Source organism: Stenotrophomonas sp. ATs4, from assembly GCF_051861585.1.
Lineage (GTDB): Bacteria > Pseudomonadota > Gammaproteobacteria > Xanthomonadales > Xanthomonadaceae > Stenotrophomonas > Stenotrophomonas maltophilia_AS.
In genome coordinates this window covers 23,936-36,619 of the sequence record NZ_JBLYPK010000010.1, presented here as the reverse complement: position 1 = coordinate 36,619, position 12,684 = coordinate 23,936, and the positions used below count along the sequence as shown (strand labels likewise).

Here is a 12,684-nt window from a genome sequence, read left to right as displayed (position 1 = left end):
GACGATGTCGCACCCAACCTTCCTGTCCGGCCGTCGCAGCGGAATCTGCGCTGCCGCACTGCTGATCTCCACCTCCCTGCTGCTGGGCGGTTGCGCCGCAGGGCCCAATTCCGAAGCCAAGGCTGCCGAGACCAAGGAGGAGAAGAAGGTCGACGCAGTCCCGGTCGAAGTGGCGGTGGCCAGCCATCGCGCCGTCGCGGCCAGCTACACCGGTACGGCTGCGCTGGAACCACGCGCCGAATCGCAGGTGGTGGCCAAGACCTCCGGCGTAGCGCTGGCGGTGCTGGTCGAAGAAGGGCAGCGGGTCACCGCCGGCCAGCCGCTGGTGCGGCTCGACCCGGACCGTGCGCGCCTGGCCGTGGCACAGAGCGAAGCGCAGATGCGCAAGCTGGAAAACAACTACCAGCGTGCACAGAAACTGGTCGGCCAGCAGATGGTCAGCGCCGCCGATGTCGACCAGCTGCGCTACGACCTGGAAAACGTCCGTGCGCAGTACCGCCTGGCCACGCTGGAGCTGTCCTACACCACGGTGGTGGCACCGATCTCCGGCGTGATCGCCTCGCGTTCGATCAAGACCGGCAACTTCGTGCAGATCAACACGCCGATCTTCCGCATCGTCGACAACTCGCGGCTGGAGGCCACCCTCAACGTGCCCGAACGCGAGCTGGCCACCCTGCGCGCCGGCCAGCCGGTGACCCTGGCCGCCGACGCGCTGCCGGGGCAGAGCTTTACCGGCACCGTCGACCGCATCGCGCCGGTGGTGGATTCGGGCAGCGGCACGTTTCGCGTGGTCAGCGCCTTCGACGGCGCCGCGCACGCGCTGCAGCCCGGCATGTTCGGCCGTATCCGCATCGATTACGACCAGCGTGCCGATGCGCTGGTGGTGCCGCGCCTGGCGCTGCTCGACGACGGTGAGCCGGCGGTGTTCCGGGTGCGCGAAGGCAAGGTCGCACGCGTTCCGGTCAAGCTGGGTTACGCCGAAGGCCCGTGGGTGGAGATCCGTGATGGCCTGGCGGCCGGTGATCAGGTGGTCACCGCCGGCAAGGTCGCCCTGCGCGACGGCACCGCGGTGCAGGTGATCGCCGATCCGAAGGCCAAGGCGAAGACGGTTGCGGCGGCGGCCAAGCCGGCAGACAAGGCCGGGAGCAAGCAATGACCGCCCCGGGCCACGACCACGGTGCCTCGCCGGCGAGCGACGGCGCCGCCGCCGGCATGCGCGGCGGCCTGGTGGAGTTCGCCACCCGCCGCCGCGTGACCATCGCCATGTGCACGGTCACCCTGCTGCTGTTCGGCGTGATCGCCTTGGGCAACCTCAAGGTCAACCTGCTGCCGGACCTGAGTTATCCCACCTTGACCGTGCGTACCGAATACACCGGTGCGGCGCCCACCGAAATTGAAACGCTGATCACCCAGCCGGTTGAAGAAGCGGTCGGCGTGGTCAAGAACCTGCGCAAGCTGAAGTCGGTCTCGCGCACCGGCCAGAGCGACGTGGTGCTGGAGTTTGCATGGGGCACCAACATGGACCAGGCCAGCCTGGAGGTGCGCGACAAGATGGAAGCGCTGAACCTGCCACTGGAGGCCAAGGCCCCGGTGCTGTTGCGCTTCAATCCGTCCACCGAGCCGATCATGCGCCTGGTGCTGTCCAGCAAGACCGCACCTGCCAGCGATGCCGACGCGATCCGCGAGCTGACCGGCCTGCGCCGCTATGCCGATGAAGACCTGAAGAAGAAGCTGGAGCCGGTCACCGGCGTGGCGGCGGTCAAGGTTGGCGGTGGCCTGGAAGATGAGATCCAGGTCGACATCGACCAGCAGAAGCTGGCCCAGTTGAACCTGCCGATCGACACCGTCATCAAGCGCCTGAAGGACGAGAACATCAACATCTCCGGCGGCCGCCTGGAGGAAGGTTCGCAGCGCTTCCTGGTGCGTACCGTCAACCAGTTCGCCGATCTGGAGGAGATCCGCAACCTGCTGGTCACCACCCAGGCGTCGAACGGCAGCGCGGCCGATTCGGCGCTGCAGCAGATGTTCAACATCGCTGCTTCTACCGGCTCGGCAGCGGCCATCGCGGCGGCCTCGGCAGCGCAGAGCGCATCGTCCGGTGGTGGCTCCAGCGTGGTCGCCAACGGTGTGCCGGTGCGCCTGAAGGACGTGGCCACCGTGCGCCAGGGTTACAAGGAACGCGAAGCGGTGATCCGCCTGGGCGGCAAGGAATCGGTTGAACTGGCGATCTACAAGGAAGGCGACGCCAATACTGTGTCCACCGCCGAAGCGCTGCGCAAGCGCCTGGAGCAGATCAAGGGCACGTTCCCCTCCGATGTCGAGCTGACCACCATCGAGGACCAGTCGCGCTTCATCGAGCACGCCATTGCCGACGTCAAGAAGGACGCGGTGATCGGTGGCCTGCTGGCGATCCTGATCATCTTCCTGTTCCTGCGTGATGGCTGGAGCACGTTCGTGATCAGCCTGTCGCTGCCGGTTTCGATCATCGCCACGTTCTTCTTCATGGGCCAGCTCGGCCTGAGCTTGAACGTGATGTCGCTGGGCGGCCTGGCGCTGGCCACCGGCCTGGTGGTGGACGATTCGATCGTGGTGCTGGAGAGCATCGCCAAAGCGAGAGAGCGTGGCTTGGGCATCCTGCAGGCGGCCATTGTAGGCACCCGCGAAGTGAGCATGGCGGTGGTCGCCTCGACCCTGACCACCATCGCGGTGTTCCTGCCGCTGGTGTTCGTCGAGGGCATCGCTGGCCAGCTGTTCCGCGACCAGGCGCTGACCGTGGCGATCGCCATCGCGATCTCGCTGCTGGTCTCGATGACGCTGATTCCGATGCTGAGCTCACTGAAGGGGCGGCCGCCGCTGGCATTCCCGGAAGAAACGCCGAACCAACCGTGGCAGCCGCAGAACCGCTGGCAGAAGCCGGTCGCGCTGGGCCGTCGTGGCGTGGTCGCGACCGCGCGCTGGAGCTTCTATGCGCTGGCCTGGCTGATCGTGCGGGCGTGGCGTGGCGTGGTGGCGGTGGTCGGCCCGGTGATGCGAAAGGCCAGCGACCTGGCGATGAAGCCCTACGCCGGTGCCGAGCGCGGTTACCTGCGCCTGCTGCCGAGCGCCCTGGCACACCCGGGCAAAGTGCTGGGTGTCGCCACGATCATCTTCGTGGCGACCATGGCGCTGGTGCCGATGCTCGGTGCCGACCTGATTCCGCAGTTGGCGCAGGACCGTTTCGAGATGACGGTCAAGCTGCCGGCCGGCACGCCGCTGAAGCAGACCGACGCGCTGGTGCGCGAGCTGCAGTTGGCACACGGCAAGGGGGAGGGCGTGGCCTCGCTGTACGGGGTCAGCGGCAGCGGCACCCGCCTGGATGCCAGCCCGACCGAGAGCGGCGAGAACATCGGCAAGCTGACCGTGGTGATGGAAGGCGGCGGCAACGCGCGCACCGAGGCGGCGATCACCGAGCGCCTGCGTGACACCATGGGCCAACATCCAGGCGCCCAGGTCGACTTCGCGCGGCCTGCGTTGTTCAGCTTCTCCACGCCGCTGGAAATCGAGCTGCGCGGGCAGGACATGGCGACCCTGGAAGTGGCCGGCCAGCGCCTGGCAGCGCTGCTGCGCGGCAATGCCCACTACGCCGACGTGAAGTCGACGGTGGAAGAGGGCTTCCCGGAAATCCAGATCCGCTTTGACCAGGAACGCGCGGGTGCGCTGGGCCTGACCACGCGCCAGATCGCCGACGTGGTGGTGAAGAAGGTCCGCGGTGATGTTGCCACCCGCTACAGCTTCCGAGACCGCAAGATCGACGTGCTGGTGCGCGCGCAGGAGGGGGATCGTGCCAGCGTGGAAAGCATCCGCCGCTTGATCGTCAATCCGGGCAGTACCCGGCCGGTCACCCTGGACGCGGTGGCTGACGTGGTTGCCACCACTGGCCCGAGCGAGATCCACCGTGCCGACCAGACCCGCGTTGCGGTGGTCTCGGCCAATCTGCGTGACATCGATCTGGGCGCGGCCATGCGCGAAGTGCAGCAGATGGTCGCCGAGCAACCGCTGGGCGCGGGTGTAGGCCTGCACATCGGTGGCCAGGGTGAGGAACTGGCGCAGGCGGCGAAGTCGCTGATCTTCGCCTTCGGCCTGGCGATCTTCCTGGTCTATCTGGTCATGGCTTCGCAGTTCGAGTCGCTGCTGCACCCGTTCGTGATCCTGTTCACCATCCCGCTGGCACTGGTCGGTGCGATCCTGGCGCTGATGCTGACCGGCAAGCCGATCTCGGTGGTGGTGTTCATCGGCCTGATCCTGCTGGTCGGCCTGGTCACCAAGAACGCGATCATCCTGATCGACAAGGTCAACCAGCTGCGCGAGGCGGGCGTGGCCAAGCACCAGGCGCTGGTGGAAGGCGCACGTTCGCGCCTGCGGCCGATCATCATGACCACGCTGTGCACGCTGTTCGGCTTCTTGCCGCTGGCGGTGGCGATGGGCGAGGGCGCTGAAGTGCGTGCACCGATGGCGATCACCGTGATCGGCGGCCTGCTGGTATCGACCCTGCTCACCCTGCTGGTGATCCCGGTGGTCTACGACCTGATGGACCGCCGCGGCGACGCCTACTACCGCGAGCGCGGGCGCAAGCATGCCGGCGAAATCGAGCCGGGCGCAGCAGGCAGCGCGGCGGGCACGGAGGAACCGGCATGAGTGTTGCCGAGTTCTCCATCCGCCGCCCGGTCACCACCATCATGTGCTTCGTGTCACTGGTGGTGATCGGCCTGATCGCTTCGTTCCGGCTGCCGCTGGAGGCGCTGCCGGACATCTCCGCGCCGTTCCTGTTTGTGCAGATTCCGTACACCGGCTCGACCCCGGAGGAAGTGGAGCGGACCATCATCCGCCCGGTCGAGGAATCGCTGGCGACGATGACCGGCATCAAGCGCATGCGCTCGTCGGCCACCTCCGAGGCGGCGCTGATCTACATCGAGTTCAGCGACTGGGATCGCGACATCGCCATCGCCGCCTCCGACGCGCGCGAGCGCATCGACGCGATCCGCAGCGACCTGCCCGACGACCTGCAGCGCTACAACGTGTTCAAGTGGTCCAGCAGTGACCAGCCGGTGCTGAAGGTACGCCTGGCCAGCACCACCGACCTGACCACCGCCTACGACATGCTCGACCGCGAGTTCAAGCGGCGCATCGAGCGTATCCCCGGCGTGGCGCGCGTCGACATCACCGGTGCGCCGCCGAACGAGGTAGAGATCGCCATCGATCCGAACCGCCTGAATGCCCACGGCCTGAGCATCAACGAGCTGAGCGAGCGCCTGCGCACGCTGAACTTCTCGATCTCGGCCGGGCAGATCGATGACAACGGCCAGCGCGTGCGCGTGCAGCCGGTGGGCGAGATCACCGACCTGCAGGAAATGCGCGATCTGGTGATCAACGCCAAGGGCCTGCGCCTTGGGGACATCGCCGAGGTGCGGCTGAAGCCGGCGCGGATGAACTACGGGCGCCGGTTGGATGGCAACCCTGCCGTCGGCCTGGACATCTTCAAGGAGCGCAGCGCCAACCTGGTGGAGGTTTCGCGCGCGGCGCTGGCCGAGGTCGAGGCGATCCGTGCGGAACCGGCGATGCGTGACGTGCAGATCAAGGTGATCGACAACCAGGGCAAGGCGGTGACCTCCTCGCTGCTGGAACTGGCCGAGGCCGGTGGCGTCGGCCTGATCCTGTCGGTGACGGTGCTGTTCTTCTTCCTGCGGCATTGGCCATCGACGCTGATGGTGACCCTGGCCATTCCAATCTGCTTCACCATCACCCTGGGCTTCATGTACTTCGTCGGGGTGACGCTGAACATTCTGACCATGATGGGTCTGTTGCTGGCCGTCGGCATGCTGGTCGACAACGCCGTGGTGGTGGTGGAGAGCATCTACCAGGAACGCGAGCGCATGCCCGGTCAGCCACGGTTGGCCTCGATCATCGGCACCCGCAACGTGGCCATCGCGCTCAGCGCCGGCACGCTGTGCCATTGCATCGTGTTCGTGCCGAACCTGTTCGGCGAGACCAACAACATCAGCATCTTCATGGCGCAGATCGCGATCACCATCTCGGTCTCGCTGCTGGCCTCGTGGCTGGTGGCGGTCAGTCTGATCCCGATGCTGTCCGCGCGGATGACCACACCGAAGCTGGTGCATTCAAAGACCGGCCTGATCGCGCGCCTGCAGCGCCGCTACGCGCAGCTGCTGGACTGGTCGCTGCACCACCGCGGCTGGAGCCTGCTCGGCATCCTGCTGGTGGTGCTGATCAGCCTGGTTCCGATGAAGCTGACCAAGATCGACATGTTCGGTGGCGAAGGCGGCAAGGACATCTTCATCGGCTACATGTGGAAGGGTGCGTACACCTACCGGCAGATGTCCGAAGAAGTTGCACGGGTCGAGGCCTGGGTCGAGCAGAATCGCGAGCGGCTGCACGTGAAGCAGGTGTACTCCTGGTATAGCGAGCAGGAAGGCAGCTCGACCGTGGTCACCCTGGACGAGAAGTACGCCAAGGACATCAAGGCGCTGCAGGAAGAGCTGCGCAAGGGCCTGCCGAAGTCGGCCCGCACCGACTACTTCGTCGGCAACCAGGGCGGCGATGGCGGTGGTGGCGGCAACCAGGGCGTGCAGGTGCAGCTGGTGGGCGACTCCAGCAGCATGCTGCAGGAGATCGGCCAGGAAGTGGTGCCGTTGCTGGCCCAGCGTGCCGAGCTGCGCGATGTGCGCATCGACAACGGCGAGAAGGGCGGTGAACTGAAGGTGCGCGTCGACCGCGAGCGTGCTGCGGCGTTCGGCTTCAATGCCGAGCAGGTGGCCAGCTTCGTTGGCCTGGCGCTGCGTGGTGCGCCGATGCGCGAGTTCCGCCGCGGCGACAACGAAGTGCCGGTGTGGGTGCGCTTCGCCGGGGCCGAACAGAGCAGCCCGGAAGATCTGGCTGGCTTCAGCGTGCGCACCGGCGATGGCCGCAGCGTGCCGCTGCTCAGCCTGGTCACCGTCGATATCGGCTCGTCCGCTACCCAGATCGGCCGTACCAACCGCCAGACCACGTTGACCATCAAGGCCAACCTGGCCGAGAAGATCACCGCGCCGGATGGCCGCAAGGCGATGGAGTCCGTTCTCAAGCCGATGAACTTCCCGGCCGGCTATGGCTTTACCTTCGATGGCGGCGACTACGGCAACGACGACGAAGCGATGCAGCAGATGGTGTTCAACCTGCTGATCGCGCTGGTGATGATCTACGTGGTGATGGCCGCGGTGTTCGAATCGCTGCTGTTCCCTGCGGCGATCATGAGCGGCGTGCTGTTCTCGATCTTCGGCGTGTTCTGGCTGTTCTGGATCACCGGCACCTCGTTCGGAATCATGTCCTTCATCGGCATCCTGGTGCTGATGGGCGTGGTGGTGAACAACGGCATCGTGATGATCGAGCACATCAACAACCTGCGGCGTGGCGGCATGGGCCGCACCCAGGCACTGGTGGAAGGCTCACGCGAGCGATTGCGGCCGATCATGATGACCATGGGCACGGCGATCCTGGCGATGGTGCCGATCTCGCTGACCAACACGCAGATGTTCGGCAATGGCCCGGAGTACGCGCCGATGGCGCGCGCGATTGCCGGCGGCCTGGCGTTCTCGACGGTGGTCAGCCTGCTGTTCCTGCCGACCATCTACGCGGTGCTGGATGACCTGCGCAATGCCGTTGCGCGGCTGATCCAGCGCGCTCGTGGGCGGGAAGCGGTACAGCCGGGCGCTGTCGATCCGGTGCCGTGATGGTTCGGTAGCGCCGGGCCATGCCCGGCGAAATGTGCGCAGTGACGCACAGCAACAAGGTGTAGTGGTGGGGGGAGACCGGTCGTAGTGGGGCGGTCTCCCCCTTTTTTTCTCGCCGGGCATGGCCCGGCGCTACCATCACCGCATCGCGTGGATGGCGTGCCAACCAAGGTTGGCACCTACCGGATCGTGAAAATGGCGTGCCAACCAAGGTTGGCACCTACCGGTAGCGCCGGGCCATGCCCGGCGGAACCATCAACCAGCGACCTTGCCCCACACCTTGAACGTGGTCAGCCACAGGCCGAGCATGCTGCCCAGGTTGGTCAGCATGAAGGTCAGCACCACGCGGGTAACGCGGTTGCGGTACCAGCCCTTCAGGCTCTGCGCATCGTCGCGCAGCTTCAGGAAGTCCTCGTAGGCCGGCTTGCGCAGGCGTGCTTCCACCAGCGCCGAGAACGCACCGGTCGGAATGCTCAGGCGGAACGGCTTGAACGGCGCCACTGCGATCGCCGTAAGGATGCTCAGCGGATGGCCGCCGGCCAGCAGGCAGCCCAGGCCGGCCAGGCCGCCGGTGTACATCGCCCAGGTCGCCAGCAGCTCGGTGCCCACGCCCAACCCGCCGCGGTAGAAGCCCACGCCGATGCCGGTCGCCACGATGGCCAGGATGCCCAGCGTGAACCACGGAATGTTGCGCTTCTTCGGCACCGATTCGAGCTCGGCGCGCAGCGGCGCCGGTGCCTCGGTGTCGGTTTCCAGATAGCGCGCCAGCCCCGCCAGGTGACCGGCACCGACCACCGCCAGCACCTCGCGCTGCTGCGGGTCGTGTGCCTCACGCAGACGCGTGGCCATGTAGCGGTCGCGCTCGCCGATGATGGTCTCGTACAGCGCCGGGCTCTCGCTGGCGAATTCGCCGAAGCTCGATTCCAGCATGTCGCCCTGCTTGAGCTTCTCGATCTCGTTCTCGCCCACTTCCTCGGAGGAGAACAGGCCGGCGCCGAGGCCGGCGACCAGCTTCAGCTTGCCGAAGAAGCCCAGGCGCTGCGACGCACGGCGGAAGGTCAGGCCGACTTCGCGGTCGATCAGGTGCACCGGCAGGTTGCGCTCGCGCGCCAGTTCCACCGCACGCTTCAGTTCCGCGCCGGGCTCGATGTCGAGCTGTTCGGCCAAGCGGCGCTGGTAGGCGGACAGGGCCAGGTTGGCAGCGAACAGGGCGACGCGACCCTTGCGGATCACCTCGACCAGGTCGAGCTTGGCCAGCGAGTCCGGATCGCTCAGTGCCTGCAGGCGCTGCGGGTCCAGTTCAACGGCAACGGCATCGAAGCGGCCGCTGTCGATGGCCTTTTCCACCGCCTCGACGCTGGCGCGGGAAACGTGGGCGGTGCCCAGCAGGGTGTAGCGCACGCCGTCGCGTTCAACGACGCGCACCGGCTGGCCGGCGAACAGGTCGTCACCGGTTTCGGGAAGGGTTTCAGTCATGGATTCATTCATTGGAAGGTGCGGTGTCGGCGCCATCGCCGAGCGCGCGCTGCATCTGCACGGTGTCCAGCCAGCGGCCGTGCTTGCGGCCGAGGCCACGGAACACGCCCACCAGCTCGAAGCCGAAGCGTTCGTGCAGCTTGATGGAGGCGGCGTTGGTCGGCTCGCCGATCACCGCCACCATCTGCCGGTAGCCACGCGCGATGCAGGCGTCGATCAAGGCCTGCAGCAGGCCGGTGCCCACGCCTTTGCCCTGGAACGCAGCATCGACGTAGACCGAGTTCTCCACGGTCCATTGGTAGGCGATGCGCGTGCGATAGGTGTTGGCGTAGGCATAGCCGGCCACCTGACCGTCGATCTCGGCGACCAGGTAGGGAAAGCCACGGTCGATGATGTCGCGCATGCGGCGCAGCATCTCGGACGCGTCGGGAATGTCGTACTCGTAGGTGTTGACGAAGTCGGTCACTTCCACCGCGTAGATCGCGGTGATCGCATCGATGTCGGCCGGGCCGGCATCACGGATGAGGACGGCCATGGCAGCGCTCCGGCTCAGTCGATGTAGCGCTTGAGCAGGTCACCGTACGCGTCGATGCGACGGTCGCGCAGGAACGGCCAGATGCGGCGCACGTGTTCGCTGCGCTGCAGGTCGACGTCGCACAGCAGCACAGTGGCATCAGTGCCGGCTTCGGCCAGGAATTCGCCCTGCGGGCCCAGCACGTGGCTGTTGCCCCAGAACTGGATGCCCGAGGCGCCCAGCGGCGACGCTTCGTGGCCCACGCGGTTGCAGCTCAGCACGGGCAGGCCGTTGGCCACGGCGTGGCCGCGGTGACTCAGCACCCAGGCGTCGCGCTGGCGGGTCTTCTCGTCCTGCACGTCGTCCGGGTCCCAGCCGATCGCGGTCGGGTACAGCAGCAGCTCGGCGCCGGCCAGCGCCATCAGGCGCGCCGCTTCCGGGTACCACTGGTCCCAGCACACCAGCACGCCAAGGCGGCCGACCGAAGTGTCGATCGGCGTGAAGCCGATGTCGCCCGGGGTGAAGTAGAACTTCTCGTAGAAGCCCGGATCATCCGGGATGTGCATCTTGCGGTACTTGCCCAGCAACGTGCCGTCCTTCTCGAAGACGACGGCGGTGTTGTGGTACAGGCCCGCGGCGCGACGCTCGAACAGCGAGCCGACCAGCACCACGCCGTGCTTCTTCGCCAGCGCGCCCAGGCGCTCGGTGCTCGGGCCCGGAATCGGCTCGGCCAGATCGAACTCGTCCACCGACTCGTGCTGGCAGAAGTACGGACCGTTGTGCAGTTCCTGCAGCAGCACCAGCTTGGCACCCTGTGCAGCCGCCTCGGCCACGCGTGCTTCGATCACCGCCAGGTTGGCGGCGGCATCACCGTGGTTGCGCTCTTGGATCAGGGCGACGGTAAGGGGGCTGCGCGAGTTCATGCGGGGCGTTCCTGCGGGGGAAAACCAGCATGTTAGCGCGGATGGGATGCCGCGGCGTGTCGGCCGCTGAATGGGTGCATGCAACCGGTAGCGCCGGGCCATGCCCGGCGGATTTTCCAGATGCCGCTGCGCTCGCCGGGCATGGCCCGGCGCTACCGCGCGATTTACGCCTTCAACAACCCTGCCGGCAGCTGCATGGTGATGCAGTGCAGGCTGCCGTTCTGCCAGATCAGGGAACGGCAGGGCACCTGCACGATCTCGCGGCCCGGATGTGCCTGTGCCAGCACGTCGCGGGCGAGATCGTCGGCCGGATCGCCGTAGGCCGGCATCAGCACCGCACCGTTGACGATCAGGTAATTGGCGTACGACGCGGCCAGACGGCGGCCTTCGTCGATCACCGGCTGTGCCCACGGCAACGGGAACAGGCGGTAGGGCTGGCCATCCTTTGTGCGCAGCGCGGCCAGTTCGTTGCCCATCGCCTGCAGTTCGGCGTAGTGCGAGTCGCTCTGGTCGTCGCAGGCCTGGTAGACGATGCTGTCGGCCGAGGCGAAGCGGGCGAGGGTGTCGATGTGGGCGTCGGTGTCGTCGCCTTCCAGATAGCCGTGGTCGAGCCACAGCACGCGGTCCTGCTGCAGCCAGTCGGCCAGGTCGGCGCTCAGGCTGGCGCGGTCACGGTCCGGGTGGCGTTCGTGCAGGCACTTCCAGGTGGTCAGCAGGGTGCCTTCGCCGTCGGTCTCGATGCCGCCGCCCTCCAGGGCGAACGGAATGCTGCGCACCGCTGCATCGTTGAATACGCCGGCCTGGTCGAGTACGCCCACCAGCTGGTCATCCAGGGTGGCGTCGAACTTGCCGCCCCAGCCGGTGAAGCGGAAGTCCAGCAGCTGGAAGCTGCCATCGGCGCGGCGCAGGGTGATCGGGCCGGAGTCACGCAGCCAGGTATCGTCGTAGGCCGCCGTGGTGAAGTGGACCTTGTCCATGTCGATGCGGTTGGAGCGCAGTCGCATCTCGGCATAGGTCTCCACGTCGTCGTCGGCCACGCAGATCAGCACCGGCTGGAAGCGGGTGATCGCTGCAACCAGCGCGATGTAGGTCTCTTCCACCTGGCCCAGGCGGTCGGCCCAGTCGGTATCGGCGGTGGGCCAGGCAATCAGGATGCCGCTCTGGGCTTCCCATTCGGCAGGAAAACGAAGGGTCTGGTTCATGGTCTCGCTACACAGGCCCGCACACGGCGGGTAAAGGGGTCAACGGATCGGCGGTTTCGGGCCGATTTCGTTCGGGTCCGCCTGGTTGGCCACCACGTTGATCACCTTCTGCTTCTCGAAGTAGACGGTGAACTGCGGGTACACCCAGCGGTTGATGGTCGGCCATTGCCGTTTCTGCCCGCCGCGCGGCTGCAGCTGCTCGCTCGGCGCACCGAACTGCGCCTGTACCTGCTGCATGCTCTGGCCGCGCACGGGCAGGGCACCGGCCGGCTTTTCGCGGGCACGGTCGACAAGCAGGGTGTCGGCCAGCGCCGGCGTGGCGGCGGCCAGGGTGGCCATCACGGCCAGGGCGGACAGGTAACGCTTCATCTCGAACTACTCCCCAGTGGTCAAGAAAGGCGATTACAGCAAAAACGGCAGGAAAAAGCCGCATAAACAAAAAACCGCCCGAAGGCGGTTTTTTGCATCGGGTCGGCCCCGCGTAGGGCCAGCCGCAGCCGGGAAGGCTGTTGGGCTTAGCGCTGACGCGCCTTGAAACGCGGGTTCGACTTGCAGATGACGAAGATCTTGCCACGACGACGCACGACCTTGCAGTCACGGTGACGGGCCTTCGCCGACTTCAGGGAGGACAGGACTTTCATGGCATACCTCGGCGTAAACAGTAGTTGTTCGGGTGGAGCGTGGCCGCGATATGCGAAAGACAATCGGCAGTTGACGCTCGTTCAAGCCCGCCATTCTACCGGGCTTTTCCTCGTGGTTTCAAGTGGTTGCACAAAAGATCCTGCTGGGGGCGTCTGGCAGGGGCT

9 protein-coding genes are annotated in these 12,684 nt (G+C 66.5%); 3 read left to right on the top strand and 6 right to left on the bottom strand.

Annotation, left to right across the window (positions count from 1 at the left end):
* Positions 1–4 precede the first annotated feature (4 nt).
* The 3 genes from ABR323_RS17295 to ABR323_RS17285 are packed head-to-tail and all read left to right on the top strand — an operon-like array spanning position 5 to position 7,763.
* Positions 5–1,156 (top strand): efflux RND transporter periplasmic adaptor subunit, encoded by a 1,152-nt coding sequence (locus tag ABR323_RS17295; protein WP_012510783.1) that lies wholly within the window; start codon positions 5–7, stop codon positions 1,154–1,156.
* Positions 1,153–4,674, top strand: a complete 3,522-nt coding sequence (locus tag ABR323_RS17290) for an efflux RND transporter permease subunit (RefSeq protein ID WP_439450182.1) — start codon at positions 1,153–1,155, stop codon at positions 4,672–4,674. Before ABR323_RS17295 ends, ABR323_RS17290 begins: the two co-directional genes overlap by 4 nt.
* A complete protein-coding gene (locus tag ABR323_RS17285) occupies positions 4,671–7,763 on the top strand; it encodes an efflux RND transporter permease subunit (RefSeq protein ID WP_439450181.1) in 3,093 nt (1,030 codons plus the stop codon). Before ABR323_RS17290 ends, ABR323_RS17285 begins: the two co-directional genes overlap by 4 nt.
* Positions 7,764–8,018: 255 nt before the next feature.
* Here the strand turns inward: ABR323_RS17285 and ABR323_RS17280 are convergent, their stop codons facing one another.
* From ABR323_RS17280 to ykgO, 6 genes are all read right to left on the bottom strand, one after another.
* Complete coding sequence (locus ABR323_RS17280) at positions 8,019–9,239, bottom strand: TraB/GumN family protein (RefSeq protein ID WP_439450180.1); 1,221 nt, start codon at positions 9,237–9,239, stop codon at positions 8,019–8,021.
* Positions 9,240–9,243: 4 nt separating this feature from the next.
* Positions 9,244–9,774: a GNAT family N-acetyltransferase gene (locus tag ABR323_RS17275; RefSeq protein WP_135273261.1), complete on the bottom strand. Its 531-nt coding sequence runs from the start codon at positions 9,772–9,774 to the stop codon at positions 9,244–9,246.
* A 14-nt stretch (positions 9,775–9,788) separates the two neighbouring features.
* Positions 9,789–10,676: a carbon-nitrogen hydrolase gene (locus ABR323_RS17270; RefSeq protein ID WP_049442792.1), complete on the bottom strand. Its 888-nt coding sequence runs from the start codon at positions 10,674–10,676 to the stop codon at positions 9,789–9,791.
* Positions 10,677–10,840: 164 nt separating this feature from the next.
* Entirely contained in the window at positions 10,841–11,878 is a 1,038-nt protein-coding gene (locus ABR323_RS17265; RefSeq protein ID WP_135273262.1) for an agmatine deiminase family protein, read from the bottom strand.
* 39 nt (positions 11,879–11,917) lie between these two features.
* Positions 11,918–12,217, bottom strand: coding sequence for a hypothetical protein (locus ABR323_RS17260; RefSeq protein ID WP_430544030.1), 300 nt, complete (start codon positions 12,215–12,217; stop codon positions 11,918–11,920).
* A 176-nt stretch (positions 12,218–12,393) separates the two neighbouring features.
* Positions 12,394–12,519, bottom strand: coding sequence for a type B 50S ribosomal protein L36 (ykgO, locus tag ABR323_RS17255; RefSeq protein WP_005409283.1), 126 nt, complete (start codon positions 12,517–12,519; stop codon positions 12,394–12,396).
* Positions 12,520–12,684: the final 165 nt, after the last annotated feature.

Bases quoted from the DNA above. Each gene is read 5' to 3' on its own strand.
- ABR323_RS17260 (WP_430544030.1), bottom strand. From the start codon at position 12,217: ATGGCCACCCTGGCCGCCGCCACGCCGGCGCTGGCCGACACCCTGCTT.
- ABR323_RS17290 (WP_439450182.1), top strand. From the start codon at position 1,153: ATGACCGCCCCGGGCCACGACCACGGTGCCTCGCCGGCGAGCGACGGC.
- ABR323_RS17265 (WP_135273262.1), bottom strand. From the start codon at position 11,878: ATGAACCAGACCCTTCGTTTTCCTGCCGAATGGGAAGCCCAGAGCGGC.
- ABR323_RS17280 (WP_439450180.1), bottom strand. From the start codon at position 9,239: ATGACTGAAACCCTTCCCGAAACCGGTGACGACCTGTTCGCCGGCCAG.
- ABR323_RS17270 (WP_049442792.1), bottom strand. From the start codon at position 10,676: ATGAACTCGCGCAGCCCCCTTACCGTCGCCCTGATCCAAGAGCGCAAC.
- ABR323_RS17285 (WP_439450181.1), top strand. From the start codon at position 4,671: ATGAGTGTTGCCGAGTTCTCCATCCGCCGCCCGGTCACCACCATCATG.
- ABR323_RS17295 (WP_012510783.1), top strand. From the start codon at position 5: ATGTCGCACCCAACCTTCCTGTCCGGCCGTCGCAGCGGAATCTGCGCT.
- ABR323_RS17275 (WP_135273261.1), bottom strand. From the start codon at position 9,774: ATGGCCGTCCTCATCCGTGATGCCGGCCCGGCCGACATCGATGCGATC.
- ykgO (WP_005409283.1), bottom strand. From the start codon at position 12,519: ATGAAAGTCCTGTCCTCCCTGAAGTCGGCGAAGGCCCGTCACCGTGAC.